The sequence below is a fragment of the Mongoliibacter ruber genome, assembly GCF_003003005.1.
GTDB lineage: Bacteria > Bacteroidota > Bacteroidia > Cytophagales > Cyclobacteriaceae > Mongoliibacter > Mongoliibacter ruber.
In genome coordinates this window covers 243,809-262,918 of the sequence record NZ_PVTR01000002.1, presented here as the reverse complement: position 1 = coordinate 262,918, position 19,110 = coordinate 243,809, and the positions used below count along the sequence as shown (strand labels likewise).

The window sequence follows — 19,110 nt, the reverse complement described above, 5'->3', positions numbered from 1 at the left end:
CAGGTTAACACACTTTAATTTTACCCCACCTTCACCACCTCCAGCACCGACGAATTCACTGCATTGGCTTTTCGGAGGTCAATGCCGTAGATGCGGAGAAAGGCATCGACTATAGACTTTCCTCCCTCGTGATGAAGTGGGTAGTAAGCAGGACTGCTCATGATGACATCGACGGACATTCCTTTTTCCAGGCGTATGCCATTACGGAATAGGGGGACTTTTACAGTGACTTTGAATAGTGCCATGGGTAATCGGGGTTGATAGGTAATTTAGAAAATGATCTTATGCGATATAGAAAAAATGTACATTCGCTGGGAATCGCAGGAAATTCGCTGCGTTTTTGAGGTTATTTGAAAATGGGTCGGTGAAATATTTGGTGTTTTTTCCGATGGAGTTCAAAAATATTAGGGTTTCAAAGCATCTTTTTTTGAAGAAAAACCTCTGTGAACTCCTTGGCTTTGTGGTGAAAAATATAAACCACAGAGGCACGAAGAAAATTTAGGTAAAATTTGCTCCTTTTGGAAGCTAATCACTTTGCGTGAAATCCAAAAATAGATTTCTCGCTTCTCTCGAAATGACAAGGTAAAGGTTAATCATTAATTACACCTGATTCCAAAATTTGTGCTTAGTCTCTCTGCGGAATTCTGCGCTATCTGAGGGAGTGAATTGTTTCTTTGCTTCCTTGCGTCCTCGCGAGAAAAATACTTTGCGTGAAACCTAAAAATAGAAGTCTCGTTACTCTCCTGCTAAGGGCAGGCAGGCGGAATGACAAGGCGAAGCCTACTTTATTCTTGATGTCCAAGACATCATCTTACCATATCATTCTGCGAAATTCTACGCCTTCTGCGGAAGAATTATTCTTTGCCTCTTTGCGTGTCCCGATTCTCGGGACAAGTTATGCGTGAACCCCAACGTGAACCCGAGCAATAAAAAAGCCGCGACTGATCTCACCAAGATACAGACACGGCTTTATTATGAAAAATACCTGGTGCTTACTCTCAGGTATTTACAAATTTAAGGCTTATTCTTATCCAATTTAAAAAAATGTACATTCGCTGGGAATCGCAGGAAATTCGCTGCTTTTTTGGCATTATTTGTAAAAACAGGGTAGCCTTACCAGTATTTCAGTGCCTTTCTCAGGACTGCTTTGGACTTGAATACTGTCGGAACTATAGCCCGGAAGTAGTGACAACCTTTCTTTTACCAGGCTCATCCCCCTTGATTCATACAACTTTGTTTTTTTGCTTTCCTGAATCCCACTGCCATTGTCCCAAATGCTGCAGGTAAGTATGCCAGTATCGGACATGGCAAATGTAACGGCCAACTTAGGCGCGGCATGTTTTGGCCCAAAAGCATGAACAAAAACATTTTCTATAAATGGCTGAATCAACATAGAAGGAATACTTAGAGATTCGGCATCTATTTCTGTGGGAATGTCAATTTTCCAGTCCACTTTGTTATTGACCCTTTTGTTTTCCAGTTCAATATAGTTTTTCAAGTATTCGATCTCCCTGCTGAGACGAACCTGAGGAAGTACACTGTTTTCTAAGGTGTTGCGCATCAGTTTGGAGAATTTACCCAAAAAATCCAGCGCCTCATCTCCCTGATTTTTGAGAATATAATATTGAATGGAGTTGACTGCGTTGAAAATAAAGTGGGGGTTCATTTGGGAGCGAAGTGCCTCTAACTTGGTTTCAACCACCTTCTTCTCTGTTGCCGCTTTCTCCCTAACCTGCTGAAGTCGCCACTTGAAAACTGCAAATACCATCAATGCGATCAATAAGGTCATCGGAAGGATAAATTTCCAATCCAGGTAAAATGGGGGAGCTATTCTAAAGTCAAGCAATGAGGTGATCTTGGTTTTTCCGCTATGCAAGTCATAGGTCTCGATTTCTAATTCATAATTCCCAAATGAAAGTGAAGGAAGTAAAATCTCTGTTTCTGTGCTGTATGCCCCCCACTCTTCTTGGCTGCCTAGTCTATAACGGTATACAAGTTTTTGGGGATAGGGATGTCCGACGGGTTTGAAACCCAAAGTCAAATTACTTTGATTATTTTTGAGGTCAAGGGACTTTAAGTTATAGGTAAACCAAAGGAAGTTTTCTTTAGGATAGGTTTGGTTGTTGACCGTCAATTTGGTTATTTCCAGGTTATGGGTATAATCTTTTTCTTCAAGAATCTGAGTAAGGTCGACGATAAAATAGCCGCTGTCATATCCAATGTAGAGCTTGTCTTCAATAACCTTTGCAGACTGAATTTGTCCGGCGCCAAGCCCCTGCTCGTGGTCAATGAAGCGGATGGATTTGTTTTGATAAATATTCAGCCCTGCTTCAGTTCCGATCAATATGGCATCTTGATAGGACTCTATAAATAGAATTCCATTTCCTATAAAATTGGATTTCGGGATTTTCTCTTTTATAATAAAATCAGGATCGAAACTCAAAACATACAAATCCCCAAACTCAGCCCCGAGCAATAAATCCCCAGACTTATCTAAATGCATGGCTTTGAATTTTTGTTCATCCCATAGGGAATCTCTGATATAGGACCGAAAACCCTTTTTCTCCGAAAAATCAAAAAGTCCATTGAAAACAGAAGCCAAAAATGTCCTGTCCCCTCTGGAGACGATAGAAGCCAATTGTGTGGGGGTTTCTGCATCCTCAGGAGAATAATAGGTATAGATAAGGTTCTTGTGATCCTCATATATCCTCAAACCGCCATAAGGATTGCTGACCGTCAGCTTGCCCTCTGAATTGAAGCCCATCACATAACAATGTTCGGGCAGGTAGGAAAGAAATCTGCCTCGCCTATCAAGTTCAAAAATACCGATATTGGTATTGACCCAAATGTTACCTGACAGTGAATGGATCTGGTAAAAAATGAGGTTTTCTGTCGGAGTATCATAATCCAATTCAAAAAAATCATCCTGGTGTTTGGGCAGTGGGTATCCCAAGACACTCAGAAAACGGGCTTGGGCAGTTTTAAAATCCTTTTTATCCACAAAAAGAGAGTCTTTGCTAAGGTGAATACCATCAGCATATAGGATGGCCTCTAATTCGACATCTCCTACAAATCCCAAGACCGGTTCTTTGTGACCTGCTTGAAAGAGAATTTTCTCATCCAAATGGATGGCAAAAAAACCTTTGTCAGTTGTACCGGCGTAAAGTGTTTTGCTCTCATGGTCATAGGCAGAGGAAATGAAGTTTTTTAAATCTATCCCTGTGTGTACTTTAAAAGGTTTCATTTGTTCCTGCGCTAAATGAAAAATCCCACCATCTTCCTTATAAATCCCCCAAGCGGCACCAAAAATATTTCCCAAATGATCTTGCAGAAATGACCAAATTACCGACTGCCCAAAAGATTTGGGCTTCGAAATCCCCGAGACAAAATCGTCTACCGCAAACATGTCTACATGGCCTTTGTTGGAGGTATAAACCTTATCCTCAAAATGGCCCAATGCATAAATAGGCAAGTGCTCATTTACTTTTCTGAAGGATGTTTTGGATGGGCTAAACGTGATCTCATACACACCTTGCCGGTAAGTACTGTAATAGAGTCTGTTTTGATGCTCAAAGAAACCTGAAGTATAATTGAGGTCTGGGTTCCGCTTGGTCTCAGGAAAAGATTCCACTTTTCTATCTTTGACATCAATGATAGAAATGCCGTTTTCTGTACCTACTAAAATTTTATCTTTGTATGCATACAAATGTCTTATACGGTTGTCTATCAATCCATTGGACTGGTCAAATACCTGAAAGTCCTTTCCGTCAAAGAATGTAAGTCCCCCGCCATAACTCCCAAACCACATTTGATTGAGGTAATCTTCTTCTATAGCCCAGCAATTGTCAAAAGCCAATCCGTCAGATTGAAAAAATGATTCGAGTTTGCCATTGTCCATTTTGGCCAATCCATTTTCAGTCCCAATCCAAAGAATACCTCTTGAGTCAACAAATAGGGAACGCACTGCATTGTTGGGCAAGCCTTCCAGGGTAGAGAAGTTTTTTACCGGATATTCTTGTGCACAAACCAAATGTGCACAAAATAAAAGAAGGATTATAAGACTACGCAAACTTTTGAATTTGGCGTTTTTTGCGGGTTGAAACAGGTACTTCGTCTCCATTGATCATCAGAAGGAGGCCTGAATTTCTGTCAAATCTTTTGATTTTGGTAATGTTGACTAAAAAAGACTGATGGATACGGACAAATCGATTTTTGGACATTCTCTTTCCAATGTAGCTCAAAGATTTCGACACAAAGATTGGGTTCTTGGATTGGTCGGTGACTACACGAGTGTAGTTTTTGTCAGCAGTACAGTAGATGATATTGTCATGGTGGACAAATTCTAGACCTCCGTGGGTAGAGAATGCAGAGATATCCATTTTCCGGCTTTGGGCAATCAGGTTATCTTCTTCCTCTTTATGCTTGATATACCTGACGACGTTTTTTTGGAATTCTGTGACATCAATTGGTTTTAACATATAGCCAAATGCGCCATGGCTGAAGGCCTCTATTGCATAATCTTTATGAGCAGTAGTAAATATGACATCAAAGTGTCTGTTTTCAAATAAATCCAGAAAGTCAAAACCTGTCTGCCTTGGCATTTGAATGTCCAAAAAGATCAAATCGGGCTCTTCTTCTTGAATGATGTGCATGGCCTCATCTACAGAGGAGCATTTCTGCAGCACCTTGAATTTTCCGGTATAGTATCGTGTCAACATCAATTCCAAAGTATCTTGGGCATGAGGTTCATCATCTATAATTAGCGTAGTAAACATGGTTGAAAATTTAAGCTGTAGTCTTCGTCTTAAAAGAGCTACTATTGTTATCTTAAACTTAGGCCAAAGAAGGATATCAAAAAATACCCTCTACAGGGTATTTTTTCCCTATAAAAGTCTATTTACTCCTTTAATTATCTATTTGATAAGAATAACAAGGCCTTTCCAACAAAATTTCCCATTTAATCTGATTGGATTATTGTCAAAATCTAACCAAACTGATCATTTCAGCTACGCAAACAGGCTTGTCTGATTGGCTTGAAAAGACTTCGGCTAAAACAAAAATTTTGGCGCTTCCATCAGGGTTTTCCTCTATGTTTTTTACACGTGCCCTTAATTGTACCTGATCGCCAGAATAAACAGGAGAAGGAAACCGCACCTTCTCAGTGCCGTAATTTAAAGCCATCTGAACTTTGTCCAAAGGCAGTAATTCATACATAAGATTGGGAATCAGGGACAAGGTGAGATAACCATGGGCAAGGTTTTTTCCACCTGGAATTAGATTTTTGGCTTTTTCGGTATCTACATGAATCCACTGCAGGTCTTGGGTGGTTTCAGCAAATTGTTGAATGAGATCCTGTGTTACGGTAATCCAAGAACTTTTGCCCAAGGATTTTCCCTGCAATCTTTTTAAATCTCCGATGTTTTCTATGCTTTGAGGTGCTTGCTCAGGTTGTTCCTTCTCGGTCATCGTCTGCGAATTGCTTTCCTTAATCTCCTTGCTTTTCAAAGCATTGTCATCTTCTAACATTTCTTTATTGACTACCACCACCGCTTTGCCTATCACTTTTCGGTCCATCATTTCCTGCAGGGCATCCGGCGATTCTTCTAGTGAGTATGTTTTGTAGATATGCTGTTTTATTTTTCCGGCTTTTATCATCCCTACAAGTTCCATCAGGTTCTGCTGACTTTCTTTTGGCTCTTCGCTGGCAAACCTACCCCAAAAAACGCCCATCACGGCACAGCCTTTCAGCAAGGCAAGGTTGAATGGCAACTTTGGAATTTCACCTGCTGCAAAACCGACTACCAAGTAACGCCCTTTCCAAGCCATACTTCTCAGAGCGGGCTCTGCAAATCTACCTCCCACCACGTCCAAAATCACATCTACACCTTTGCCATTCGTGATGCTCTTTACGGTCTCCTTGAGATCTTCTGTTTCATAGTTTATGATGAAATCAGCTCCTTTTTCCTTACAGATCAAAAGCTTCTCTTGTGTAGATGCCGCAGCAATTACCTTGGCACCCATCACTTTTCCTAGTTCCACCGCCGCCAAGCCCACACCACCGGAAGCCCCTAAAACCAACAAAGTTTCTCCAGGTTTAATTTGTGCACGATTCTTTAGTGCATAATATGAAGTGCCGAATGTGTACAAGGTGGAAGCTGCTGTTTCAAAATCCATTTGTGGAGGAACAGGGAAGACCCGGTCAGCACTGACCTTCACTTTTTCTGCAAACCCGCCCCATCCGCACAGGGCAAGTACTTTTTGCCCTTCTTTGAGGTGTTTGACTTCTTTTCCCACTTTATCCACTATACCAGATACTTCTCCACCGGGTGAGAAAGGGAGTTCTGGTTTGAATTGGTATTTGTTTTGGATGATCAGGACATCGGGAAAATTGACGGCACAAGCAGCAACTTTTATCAACACTTCTTTTTCTCCAACCTCAGGTTCTTCAACCTCTTTAAAAAGTAAATTTTCTGGACCTCCAAATTCATGACATATAATAGCTTTCATAAGCAAAAGTTTTGGGTAAAATAGGCAATTCTTTTATTATAACGTATTTTTGGCACTTATTCCAAGCTTTCTAAGCGAATTGTACTTTCAAGAAAGCTGCTATAAAATTTAATTCGAAGTAAATCCCAAATATTTTATGTCAGTAAAAAATTATATCCAAGAGCATCAAGAAAGATTTCTGAATGAACTTTTAGACTTATTGAAAATACCCTCTGTGAGCGCAGATCCAAAATTCAAAGCCGATGTTTTCAAAGCGGCAGATTTTGTTAAAGAAAGCTTGGAAAAAGCAGGTGCTGATAAGGTCGAGATATGTCAGACTGCGGGATACCCTATTGTCTATGGAGAAAAAATCATAGATCCTAACCTGCCTACTGTGCTGGTTTATGGACATTATGATGTGCAACCTGCCGATCCTTACGAACTATGGGATTCACCTCCTTTTGAACCAGTCATCAAAAAAACGCCTAGACATCCCGAAGGGGCCATTTTTGCAAGGGGTTCAGCGGATGACAAGGGCCAATTCTACATGCATGTCAAAGCATTTGAGGCCATGATGGCTGAAGGTGATATGGCTTGCAATATAAAATTTATGATAGAAGGGGAGGAAGAAGTTGGATCTGAACATTTGGATATTTTTGTAAAAGAGAACAAGGAAAAATTAAAGGCGGATGTAGTCTTGGTGTCAGACACCCATATGATTTCTCTTGATAATCCATCGGTAACGGTAGGTCTAAGAGGCTTGGCATACATGCAGGTAGAAGTAACAGGACCAAACAGAGACCTTCATTCGGGGACTTATGGTGGAGCTGTTGCTAACCCCATCAATGTGCTTTGTAATATGATCGCTTCTTTGCAGGATGAAGACAACCACATCACCATTCCGGGATTCTATGATAAGGTGGAAGAATATTCCAAGGAATATAGAAAAGCCTTGAATGAGGCACCGTTTGATTTGGATGCTTACAAAAAGGAGTTGGATATAGATGATGTCCACGGTGAGGCGGGTTATTCTACAATTGAGCGTGTGGGTATACGCCCTACTTTGGATGTCAATGGCATTTGGGGTGGCTACACCGGAGAGGGAGCTAAGACTGTACTTCCTTCTAAAGCGTATGCCAAAATCTCCATGAGGTTGGTACCTGATCAAGACCATAAGGAAATAGCCAAATTGTTTGAAGCTCACTTCAAGGCTATAGCACCAAAATCAGTCAAAGTAAAAGTGACACCACATCACGGCGGCGCTCCGGCCGTGGTCTCTACAGATACTCCGGGATATAGGGCGGCGGATTTGGCGATTCAGGATGTGTTCGGAAAAAGTGCCATTCCTACAAGAGAAGGGGGTTCTATTCCAATTTGCTCTTTATTCCAAAAAGTGCTGGGTCTTGACCCTATTCTTCTTGGTTTTGGCTTGGATACAGATGCGCTTCACTCCCCAAATGAGCACTATGGCGTGAAAAATTACTTTATGGGAATAGAAACCATAGCAGCATTCTTTAAGAACTTTAAGGAAGAAGCTTCAAAATAATGTAAACACTGGGAACAACTCCGAAAGGAGAATTACATCACCACGGCGTCATTCTGAGTAATTAAAAATTAATCATTTACAGAAAGGGAATGACAGTTGGTGAACGTCATCCTGAACGTAGTGAAAGCCTGTCCCGTGGTATTGCGGGAAATCTCCTGCACTTTAGACAAGGAGACCTTCTCCCGTATAGCTATCAGGATCAGGGTGACGTACTAAACAAATCTGTGGTTGTAACCTTTTCGGAAGTTCTTCTTTATACAGGCGGTATTTATAATTGAACCAAATGACTGATTTATACATTTATAAATCTTAGTAATCAATCCTCGAGACATGTCCAGAAATTCAAAATCTGTATTGATTTTTGCTTTTACATTCCTTCTTCACGCTACAGCTTTTGCCCAAATTATCTCCCCTCCAAAGTGGGATATCCAATTTGAGAAAAAAGACCTCAAGGTAGGTGATGAGACCAAAATCATTTTTAACGCTGATATTCCAAAGGACTGGTATATCTATAGCAATGACTTTGATCCCGATTTGGGTCCCATGTTGACCGAATTAAATGTGGATAAGTCCTCGGGAATCGAGTTTATAGGTGAGTTGAAGGCTATCAATCCCAAATCCAAGTACGATGAGATATGGGAAGGTGAAGTTACTTATTTTGAAGTCAGTGGTGCTTTCGAACAAAAAGTAAGAATCACAAAAAGAGAAATTTCCCTTGTTGGAAACCTCGGTTATCAGATGTGTACTGATGTCACAGGACAATGTATTCCCTTTGAAGAAGATATTGATATTAGCCTTACAGCTGGTTCAAATGGCGTTTTGGAGGCTGTAGGTGCAGAAGATGGCCTTCCTCTTGCTGATGATATCGACGAAGAAACCCAAGCAGATCAAGACAAGATTCAAGAACAATCTGGTGAAAGAAGCTTTATCAATCTCGATGACGATGAAGACCAATCAGGTTTGTTGGGCTTTATGTTTGTGGCCTTTTTGGCTGGATTGGCAGCTTTGCTGACGCCTTGTGTGTTTCCGATGATCCCTATGACAGTTACCTTTTTTACAGGTCGCTCTAAGTCCAGGATTTCGGGTATCCGCAACGCTGCTATTTATGGATTTTCTATAATTGCCATTTATACCATTGCAGGGACAGCGGTAGCAGCCATACAAGGGCCTGAGTTCGCCAATTGGTTATCCACACATTGGGTTCCCAATGTCTTTTTCTTTTTGGTATTTATCTTCTTTGCATTTGCCTTCTTGGGGATGTTCGAACTGACCTTGCCAAGTGGTTTTGTGAATAAAATTGATGCCAAAGCAGATAAGGGAGGCCTAACAGGAATTTTCTTTATGGCCTTTACTTTGGTATTGGTTTCATTTTCCTGTACGGGTCCTATCGTAGGATCTATTTTGATCAAAGCAGCAGGAGGTGATTTTATCACGCCTATTGCGGGCATGTTTGCCTTTTCACTGGCATTCGCCATACCATTTACTTTATTTGCCATTTTTCCAGAGTGGCTCAATTCACTACCGAAATCAGGTGGCTGGCTCAATTCAGTCAAAGTGGTCTTGGGATTCTTGGAATTGGCATTGGCTTTCAAATTCCTTTCTGTGGCAGATCAAGTATACCATTGGGGTCTGTTGGATAGGGATATTTATATTGCCATTTGGATTGTGATTTTTGCGTTGCTTGGTTTTTACCTTTTGGGAAAAATCAGAACCAAGCACGATTCGCCTTTGGATTATATCAGTGTGCCTAGGATGATGCTTGCCATTTCTACTTTTGTATTTGTGGTTTACTTGATTCCAGGCCTATGGGGAGCGCCTTTAAAAGCGCTTAGTGGCTACTTGCCGCCGATGGCTACGCATGATTTTAACATTACTGAAAATAGAGGTGTAACAGCAACTTCTGAAAATCAGTTGGATGATATCCCGAAGTATGCGGACTTCCTACATTTCCCTCATGGGATACAGGGATACTTTGATTATGAACAGGCTTTGGCTGCTGCTAAAAGATCAGGCAAACCGTTATTCATCGACTTTACCGGACACGGTTGTGTCAATTGTCGGGAAATGGAAGCGCGGGTTTGGTCTGAGGCTCCTGTCTTGCAAAGGCTAAAGGAAGATTTTGTGATGGTAGCTTTGTATATAGATGAGCGCTTTGAACTTCCGGAAGCAGAATGGTTTACTTCTGAGTATGATGGGAAGGTCAAAAAAACGATAGGCAAACAAAATGCAGATTTTCAAATCACTAGATTTAACAATAATGCCCAGCCGTATTATGTGATTTTAGACCATAATGAAGAGCTCTTGATCAGGCCAAAAGCTTATGATACTTCTGTTCAGAATTTTGTGGAGTTCTTGGATGAGGCAAAAGAAGAGTTTCAAAGGAGGTAAGACTGTTGTTTACTCATTTGATTTTCTGAGTAGAAAATTAGAGGAAGCATTAAGAGTGACATAAAACCTAAGTCTATCATCGAAAATCTGCGAGATCAGCGGGAGATAAACTTTTACATTCCTGTTTTGGCGGAAAGCATTGATCAATAGCAGACAATTTCCGGCCAAAAATTGATAGATATCATTCCATCGAATCCCCAGGTAGCTACCCGGGGCAAATATGTATTTGACCCTTTCAGGGTCTGACAGAAGGTTCGCATAATATCTAAAGAAGTTCCAATTTTTTTTCTGGAGAGTAATTGGCTTTTAATTTCCTGTATGTAATCTCAATTCCATTTAGAGCTCGTATATGAACCCGAATCGATTAAACATTTAACCTTTTCTCAATTTTGGCAAAAGTTAATTGACATCGAAAACTGTATTTTACTAAAATTAAACCACTATGAAATTTCGATTAAATCACAATTTATTATTGTTAGGGCTATTAATGCTGACTGCTCTTGTGTCCTGTAAGGAAGAGGAAGAAGAGCCCATGCCAGATCCAAATGTAATAGCCGCTACGATTACATTGGAAAATGTTGGTGCAAACGCCTATGTAGTAGCTTCTATAAGTGGTGATGGAGCGACGGCGATTACAGGTGAACAAAATGTTGCCATTGGCCTGAGGACGGGTATGCGTTATCGCTTTGTCAATAATGGTGGTTCTGGCCATCCATTAGAGTTTTTGAGCTCAAGCAATGCAGTGCTTCTGGCTCAAAACAATCAAACCGGTACCTTTGAAAATGACGATGCTGTCAACTTTATGGTAGAAGGGGATAACATCACCTTTACCTTGACTACAGCTTTGGCTGCAGAATTGGCAAAATACCGTTGTTCTTTTCATCCCGGCATGCTTGGAGCGATTACTATTTCAAATTAATTCAGGGAAGTTCCTTTTGAAAGGAATATTGTCCGCCACGATGCAAATATTGAATCAAACTTCGTGGCGGGTCTTTTTATTTCAGCTATAATCTTTTCGAACCCGAAAGCTTTCTGAATTTGATATTAGTATTTCTCTTTTGTGTACAGTATATATCTCGAAACAATAAAGGTTAATAATTTACCACAAAAGGAAACAAAAAGTCACTAAAGCGTTCTCTATAGAGTTCTTTTACCATAAATATTAATTCATTTCCAAATCTGTTAAAAAGTACCTATGTCTTTTGTTTTCTTTTGTCATCTTTGTGGTTTCAAATAGAATCGGTAAAAGTCGGAACACCCCAAAACTAAGAATTGCTTAAAAAATTAGAGCGTTTTTTTATCTAACCCATCACCTCCAAAGCCTTCAATAAATACATATGGTTTTTGGCTCGGTGGAGGTTTTGTTCGTCGTATTTGATTACGTAATAGATATTTCCGTTGAGGTAGTCAGCCAAGAACCTGAAGCCCATAATGCAGGTCATCATTTTACCTCCAAAAGGCAAAGAGGCTATTTCATCATCTGTCAAAAACTCCTTCCCTCCTTCCAAAAAACCTTCCATTAAAGCACTGTACTTCCGCTTATCCACACCAATTTTTTCCCATTTCGTCGAATGCTCATGCTCAGTGCAGGCCACAGTCCTGACCAAATCTCCGAAGTCATAAAAAGCATACCCCGCCATCAAGGTGTCCAAATCTATCACCGCATTGACTGTGGATAAGTCCTCAGAAAATATCAGGTTATTGATTTTTGTATCGTTGTGTGTAAGTCTCAAAGGAAGCTTGTTTATCCACATTTCATATTCCTCTACCAGGTCTTTTTGATTCAAATAAAACGATATCAGTTCGTCCAATTCGCTAGTCAACCTTCTTTTTGTCTGTTTTATGGCTTGCTGCAATTGGTTGTACCTTAAGCTAAGGTCGTTGAACCCTGGTATGACTTCCAGAAAACTGTCTGAACTTATATGTTTGCCTGATTCAATAAATCCAGCAAAAGCCTCCGCTGCCAAATAGGCCTGTTTGGTATCTTGCACCTCATTGATACAAGTCCCATTTACAAAAGGTGTAAACCTGAATAATGAGTCTTCAATCCTTGTGAAAACCTCACCTTTTTTATTGGGAATTGGTAAGGGTAGTTGAAAGGATAGTTTACTTCTATCGATCTCTGAAAGTAATACCAAATGGTTATGGGATATTTTTTCAGGTTCTGTAAATACGGCATGGTTAAACTTTTGCAGGATCATTTTTCCTACAGATGTCTCTACTAAATAGGTATGGTGAATATGCCCCTCTCCAAAAGGCTGCATGCTTTCGGAGTGGATCTTAAACTTATATAAATCATTCAGTGCCGAAAACCATGTGATATACATATTGATAATGTTAAAGCGGGTAAGAATTGGGGGTAAATTAATCGAAGGACTTAAATACCCCTCAAATCTGCAGGAAATTTCCCTAATTTGGAATCAGGGCTTTTGCAAATACTACATAAATATTTACATTAGTGAAATTTATTAAAGAAGTTTGAAAGAGAAAGTCAAAAAAATTAACAAACCTTTCGCAAAAACACCTTAGAAACCCAAAACCTATGAACATTTCCTTGATTGACTGGGGCATTATTATAGCCTTTTTTGTCATTTCCATGCTCATCGGAGTTTATACTTCAAGAAAAGCAGGCAAATCAGCCAAAGAATTTTTCCTTTCCGGCCGAAATATGCCTTGGTGGCTTTTGGGGGTTTCTATGGTAGCGACAACCTTTTCCGCGGATACACCAAATCTTGTCACAGACATTGTCCGAAAAGATGGGGTATCTGGCAACTGGGTGTGGTGGGCTTTCCTTTTGACTGGTATGCTTACCGTGTTTGTATATGCCAAACTTTGGAGAAGATCAGAAGTGACCACTGACCTTGAGTTTTATGAGTTGAGATATGGAGGCAAACCTGCAGCATTCTTAAGGGCATTCAGGGCCTTGTATCTGGGGGTGTTCTTCAATGTAGTCATCATGGCTACTGTTTCGCTTGCTGCCATCAAAATCGGGGGAGTGATGTTGGGTTTGAGTCCTGTTGAAACCCTTCTGATAGCCTCGGTCGTTACTGTGGTTTACAGTTCGCTAGGTGGTTTGAAGGGTGTATTGTTGACGGATTTTTTCCAATTCTTCATCGCCATGGCAGGAGCAATAGGCGCTGCAATTTATGTCTTGGACATGCCGGAAATCGGTTCCCTCGACAACTTATTGACACATCCCAATGTGGCAGACAAACTGGATTTCTTTCCTGATTTCAACAATTGGAATTTGGTAGTACCACTATTGATTATGCCATTGGCGATACAATGGTGGGCTACTTGGTACCCTGGTGCCGAGCCAGGCGGAGGTGGATATATCGCCCAAAGGATGCTTTCTGCCAAAGACGAGAAAAATGCGATTGGAGCAACTTTGTTTTTCAACATTGCACACTATGGCATGCGTCCTTGGCCATGGATCATCATAGCACTTTCTTCTCTGATCATTTTCCCAAATGTCTCAGACATGCAAGAAGCTTTCCCGCATATTCCTGTGGATAAGTTGGGAAATGACTTGGCCTATTCAGCAATGTTGACCTTCCTACCGACTGGTTTGATCGGGATAGTGTTGGCATCCCTGATTGCAGCGGTGATGTCCACCTTATCCACGCACCTCAACTGGGGCTCTTCTTATGTAGTGAATGATTTTTACCTCAGGTTTCTCAAGCCTGAAGCCACAGATAAGGAATTGGTAATGGTGGGTAGGATATCCACAGTTGTCTTGATGGTCTTGGCTGCATTTCTTGCACTTGCTTTGTCCAATGCCTTGGAAGCATTCAACATACTCTTGCAGATTGGTGCAGGTACAGGGATGATATTTATACTGCGTTGGTTTTGGTGGAGAATCAATGCTTACACAGAAATATACGCCATGGTAATTTCATTTATAGTGGCTATATTTTTTGAAACCATTAACCCTAAAATTGAACTTATCCACATTCCAGAGGAAATGGCTTACCTCAAATTGCTTTATGGGGTAGGTTTGACTACTATAGGTTGGGTATTGGCAACTTTCCTTACCAAACCAGAAAAAGACAAGGTCTTGCTTTCTTTTTACAGAAAAGTAAGACCAGCTGCATTTGGATGGAAAAAAGTATTGGACAGGTATCCGGAAGAAGTGCAGGAGCAAGGGCAACTCCCAATGGAAATCGGTTTGATGTTGGTAGGCTCCATTATGGTGTATGCTGTATTGTTTGCAGTAGGTTTTTGGATTTATGGAAATACGCTTTCGGCCATCATTGCCACGGTAGTAGCCATTGCTGGAGGAGTAATCATCATCAAAAGTTGGAAAAATATGCGTTGATAAGTTTAAGGGATATTTAAATTGGTAATTCTGATGATGGTTTTAACGCTTAAACTGTTTTTGAAATAGAGATCCATTCGTATCTGTGTGACCAAAAACCATCGTTAAATTGATTAGTGGCATGATTCCCGGTATACATATACCTTAATATCGCCTCCAGCTAATATCAACCAGTATCCCTTTAATTTTTAAACTCCAATGTATTCATCAAATGTGCCATATCGACCTTGATGTATTCTATGGCCGGGCCGAGGGAGTCATTTTTCATTGCGGTGTCAAAATACAAGGCACCTCTCAGGAAGTTTTTGGTAGAATCGGTGACAAAAAACTGAAATTGGGTTGGCACTTCTCCAGAAAGTTCAGCTACCACCCCAGTATAGCCTTTTGGAGTCAAAGCAATTGATTCCTCGATGCCGTAGGCTTTGACTTGGTGTTTGGCAGTAAGGTTGATGGCATCGTTGAGGACCGATTTGAGGTCTTTTCCATTAGTTTCCAGTTCTAAATAAGTTAAGTGGACTTTCCCTCCTAACTTCCTATAGTTCAAATTTACCCAATTTTCCTCAGTCAAATTGAAACTATCAGGTTCTACATGGGCATGCTTGGAATGCTCAAAAGTAAAGGGCTTATCTTCTTTCAACATCGTGAATTCACGCTCGGGAAGATCGATACGGTTGTATCCTTTCGGTTTTGGAAAGTAGTCACCCTGACAAGAAGTAAGCATTATACCGAGAAATAATATTGCTAAAGCGCTGCGCATAGATCCAAAGTTATCAAATAGGTTTGAAATCAATCGAGATAGACTGATATTTATACTTCATTCAAAACCGAGATGTTATGATTATCAAACAAAAATTATTTTCAGTATGCTTAGCGATGGGTATATTTTTATTCACCTTCAGTACCAGCCAAGCACAGACTACAATGGAGGAGTTTTTGTCCAAATGGGAAAATGGAATGCAATTTACCATGGAAGTGGTAGACAAAATGCCTGAAGACAAAATGGACTACAAGCCTCATGAGTCAGCGATGAGTTTTAAGGAGCAGGTAATGCACCTTTCAAGTGCAGCAGTGGGCATGAGCCAACGCTTCTTAGATGGGCCTGATGCAAAGAGCATCTTAGAAGCCAAGCCTGAAAGCAGAGAAGAGCTTAAAGCACATGTTAAACTAAGTTTTGAGTATGCTTTAAAAGTATTTCAATCCATACCTGAAAACGAATTAGGGAACAGTGTTGAAATTTTTGGTGGTAATATGGCTACTAAAAGACAGGTTGCAGCCCTTATTGATGACCATACCACACATCATAGAGGAGCTGCGATTTCCTACATCCGTGCCAACGGCATCGAGCCTCCTGCATTCAGGGCTATGTAAAAAGTCTTATTTAAAAATGAAAACCCATCGAGGCTTCTTTGAACTCGATGGTTTTTTTCTTTTTAATTGGACTTTGTTTATTTTCTAGAGGCTATTTTTCTATAAAGATCTTTGAGGTTTTGAAAACCTCAAAGGTCTCTCATCCTTCATCCTTTCTTTTATCACTTCTCCTTTTCATCCTTCCTCAGATTTCTCCTGCGTCGAAATGACAGGTTTGTAGGGTACGTCACCCTGATCCCGATAGCTATACGGGAGAAGATCTCCTAGCCTAAAGTGTAGGAGATTCCCCGCAATACTGCGGGACAGGCTTTCACTACGTTCAGGATGACTTTCACCAACTGTCATTCCCTTTCTGTAAATGCCAAATTTTAAAAACTTGAAATGACAAGGTGAAGCTGATTTAAATCTTGAGGTTGGAACTGTTTACATTAAACCAAGCTCTAAACTGTCGCAAAACCGTCTTGTGTCTTGATTCTTGTCTCTCGCTTCTCCTTTTCTTCCATCATCCATCCTCCTTTCCTTTACCTCACCCATTCTACTTTTTCTTCAATAGGTTTTCTCCTACCCAAAGGCCAACGGTCTGTGGCTGGTTTTGCTACGTAGAAAAAACCCATCAACATATCTTCCTCTTCCAGACCAAACCAAGACTTGGCTTCTGGCCAAAAAGTAGGTCCACCAGTTCCCCAATAAGCAGCTAATCCATGTGCTGAAGCTGTCAAATACATATTTTGCACAGCCATAGAAACAGCTGCGATTTCTTCCATTACAGGTAAATTGGCCTTGAGGTCTCTTTTCAATTTGATGGCAATAATATGTGAGGCCTTTAGTGGATTTTCTTTAAACTTGTTGTAAGTGGCTTCGATGAAATTCCCGTTTTTAGTCGCCCTTTCTTTATAAAGCTCGGCCTGAAAATCAGCGAATTTTTTTAATCCTTCTCCCGAAAAAACTGTGAAAGACCATGGTTCGGTCAGTTTGTGTGTAGGTGCCCAATTCGCATTTTCTAACATCTCCTGAATGACAGCATCCTCTACAGGGTCATTCTCTTTGAATTGTGCTACAAACATAGACCTTCTTCCACGGATGATCTTGTTTACTTCTTCTATGTTGAATTCTGGTTTTTCCATAATGTTGTATTTTGACTGGTAGTATTCGGTTTTTAAATGCGAAATGATGAAAAATGGTTTCCTTTTGATTTGATTCGACCAAAGCTTCCCAAGTTTTTTTTCTAAAAGCCCTTAAAAACAGCCTTCTTCAAATTATAGAACTATGATTTAAACCTCATCTGACCTCTGAAAACATCAAATTCAATTCTGATTGATTTACTCATATCTATAGAAATGTTCAATTTAGGCAGTGTCAGTTTCAAGGCTATCAATCTTGGGTTTTTGATCAAGTATGGCTTATGGCCTATAATCCAAAGTTGATATTTAGAAAATCCGATATTAGAATGATAAAACCCCGATCAATGCCCCTATTTCTGAAGGAACTTCCTCATATCTTCTACTAATTTTTCAAAGTCAGGTCTATGGTTATACATCATATGGCCGCCTTCGTAATAATACATGTCTACCCTTTCCATGGGAATATCATGTCGGGCAAAAGTGTATTCAGCATCCATAAAAGGAGTGATCAGGTCATAGTAACCATTGGCCACCATTACTTTCAAGTCTTTGTTTCTACGCATTGACTCACCAAGACTTCTTGCTACATTGACATAAGATGGTTCCCATCCTGCACCTTGGGGGACAGGTCTCCAGTTCCATTTTCCATAGATTCCTGAATTTGATGTCAAATAGGGTCTATCTTCCATATCGACTTTCAATACATTTGCAAAGTGATCTTGCAATGCCGCAAAATATGCTGCGTCTATGCCATAACTTGAAGGATCTCCCAAAGTAGGATTTTCTGCTACCTGATCCCCTTCTTCGACAAGGTACCTTCCATCCAATGCCCCGATTGTTTTCCCTTCTTCTCTCATTAATTCTTTCAGAAAGCGACGTGATAAAATCCTATTATCCGAACGAAGTATATACTCCTTGTCCAAACCCAAAAAGTAATGGAGTCTTTCAGCAATTTTTTCCTTTCCTTCTTTGTCCAATAAATTGCCTTTGTACAAAGCCGGAACATATTCATTGAAAGCAAAATCCCGAGCTTCCTGTACAAAGCCTTCCAAACTTTTTCCCTGTCCGGCTTTTTTATGGTACCAAGCCGTGGCGGCCATAGTTGGGAAATAGGTAAAGTAAGAAGCGATATTGTCATGCCTTGATGTGGATCCCTGGTAATCCAAGGCTTGGGAGATCAAGATCAAACCATTCAATGACATGGCTTGACCTCCTTTTTCCAAGGCTGCAGTGACTGCCGCCGCCCGTGTCGTACCAAAACTTTCTCCGGCAATATATTTAGGCGATTGCCACCTCTTATACTGAGTTATCCACATCCTCATAAACTTGGAGATTGAGGCAGCATCTTCGTTCAATCCCCAAAAATCTTCTACCTTTCCTTTGCCCACAGTTTTACTAAAACCTGTCCCTACAGGGTCTACAAACACCAAATCGGCGATATCCAGTAGCGCCAAGTCATTGTGGATAACTTTATACGGAGCTGCTCCGTCATCTTCAGAAGCATCAGAGTCTACCTCTACCACACGGGGGCCAAATACACCCATATGTAGCCAAATCGAAGCGGAACCAGGGCCTCCGTTGAAAACAAAAATCACCGGCCTTTTGGTGTCCGCCCCTTCCTTGAGATAGGCCGTAGACCAAATGGACGCAACAGGTAAACCATCATCATTTTTCAGATAAGTTTCACTCGCGATGGCTTTAAACTTAATGCTGTTGCCATTGAAAGTCCCTTCATGATCAGTCTCAAATTTTTTGGGCTCAGGAATTTGATTCTCTTGTGAAAATACAGCGAAACTCAAGAAGTAGAGAAGTACAAATAAATTTTTCATATGCGTGAATTCTGTGTGGATAAGTCTGAAATGATAATTTTTAACAAAAAAAGA

Annotated in this window: 13 protein-coding genes; 5 read left to right on the top strand and 8 right to left on the bottom strand. The window is 40.5% G+C overall.

Annotation, left to right across the window (positions count from 1 at the left end):
- Positions 1-20: 20 nt before the first annotated feature.
- The 4 genes from CLW00_RS04425 to CLW00_RS04410 form a co-directional block, all read right to left on the bottom strand.
- Positions 21-245, bottom strand: coding sequence for a DUF6140 family protein (locus tag CLW00_RS04425; RefSeq protein WP_106132441.1), 225 nt, complete (start codon positions 243-245; stop codon positions 21-23).
- An 845-nt stretch (positions 246-1,090) separates the two neighbouring features.
- On the bottom strand, positions 1,091-4,069 hold the full coding sequence (locus CLW00_RS04420) for a sensor histidine kinase (protein ID WP_170073168.1): 2,979 nt from the start codon (positions 4,067-4,069) through the stop codon (positions 1,091-1,093).
- Positions 4,062-4,775, bottom strand: coding sequence for a LytR/AlgR family response regulator transcription factor (locus CLW00_RS04415; RefSeq protein ID WP_106132439.1), 714 nt, complete (start codon positions 4,773-4,775; stop codon positions 4,062-4,064). Before CLW00_RS04415 ends, CLW00_RS04420 begins: the two co-directional genes overlap by 8 nt.
- Positions 4,776-4,977: 202 nt before the next feature.
- A complete protein-coding gene (locus CLW00_RS04410; RefSeq protein ID WP_106132438.1) occupies positions 4,978-6,507 on the bottom strand; it encodes a zinc-binding dehydrogenase in 1,530 nt (509 codons plus the stop codon).
- A 136-nt stretch (positions 6,508-6,643) separates the two neighbouring features.
- Here CLW00_RS04410 and CLW00_RS04405 point away from each other — a divergent pair, with 136 nt between their 5' ends.
- The 3 genes from CLW00_RS04405 (at position 6,644) to CLW00_RS04390 (ending at position 11,339) form a co-directional block, all read left to right on the top strand.
- Positions 6,644-8,032, top strand: coding sequence for a dipeptidase (locus tag CLW00_RS04405; RefSeq protein ID WP_106132437.1), 1,389 nt, complete (start codon positions 6,644-6,646; stop codon positions 8,030-8,032).
- 330 nt (positions 8,033-8,362) lie between these two features.
- Positions 8,363-10,420 carry a protein-disulfide reductase DsbD family protein gene (locus tag CLW00_RS04395; RefSeq protein WP_106132435.1) on the top strand — a complete coding sequence of 686 codons (2,058 nt, stop codon included), beginning with the start codon at positions 8,363-8,365 and terminating at the stop codon, positions 10,418-10,420.
- Positions 10,421-10,862: 442 nt separating this feature from the next.
- Positions 10,863-11,339 (top strand): cupredoxin domain-containing protein, encoded by a 477-nt coding sequence (locus CLW00_RS04390; protein WP_146131366.1) that lies wholly within the window; start codon positions 10,863-10,865, stop codon positions 11,337-11,339.
- A gap of 382 nt (positions 11,340-11,721) precedes the next feature.
- On the opposite strand, the gene CLW00_RS04385 is transcribed toward CLW00_RS04390, so the two are convergent.
- Positions 11,722-12,747: a phosphotransferase enzyme family protein gene (locus CLW00_RS04385; protein WP_106132433.1), complete on the bottom strand. Its 1,026-nt coding sequence runs from the start codon at positions 12,745-12,747 to the stop codon at positions 11,722-11,724.
- Positions 12,748-12,962: 215 nt separating this feature from the next.
- Between CLW00_RS04385 and CLW00_RS04380 the strand changes: the two genes are divergently transcribed.
- Entirely contained in the window at positions 12,963-14,738 is a 1,776-nt protein-coding gene (locus tag CLW00_RS04380; protein ID WP_106132432.1) for a sodium:solute symporter family protein, read from the top strand.
- Between the two features lie 181 nt (positions 14,739-14,919).
- Here CLW00_RS04380 and gldD read toward each other — a convergent pair whose 3' ends face one another.
- Positions 14,920-15,495: a gliding motility lipoprotein GldD gene (gldD, locus tag CLW00_RS04375; RefSeq protein WP_106132431.1), complete on the bottom strand. Its 576-nt coding sequence runs from the start codon at positions 15,493-15,495 to the stop codon at positions 14,920-14,922.
- A 77-nt stretch (positions 15,496-15,572) separates the two neighbouring features.
- On the opposite strand from gldD, the gene CLW00_RS04370 reads away from it, so the two are divergent.
- The gene (locus CLW00_RS04370; RefSeq protein ID WP_245917165.1) at positions 15,573-16,106 is read left to right on the top strand and encodes a DinB family protein; all 534 of its coding nucleotides are present in this window, start codon (positions 15,573-15,575) and stop codon (positions 16,104-16,106) included.
- Between the two features lie 521 nt (positions 16,107-16,627).
- Here the strand turns inward: CLW00_RS04370 and CLW00_RS04365 are convergent.
- On the bottom strand, positions 16,628-17,230 hold the full coding sequence (locus CLW00_RS04365) for a nitroreductase family protein (RefSeq protein WP_106132430.1): 603 nt from the start codon (positions 17,228-17,230) through the stop codon (positions 16,628-16,630).
- A gap of 347 nt (positions 17,231-17,577) precedes the next feature.
- Positions 17,578-19,056, bottom strand: a complete 1,479-nt coding sequence (locus tag CLW00_RS04360) for a S10 family peptidase (RefSeq protein WP_106132429.1) — start codon at positions 19,054-19,056, stop codon at positions 17,578-17,580.
- Positions 19,057-19,110 lie beyond the last annotated feature (54 nt).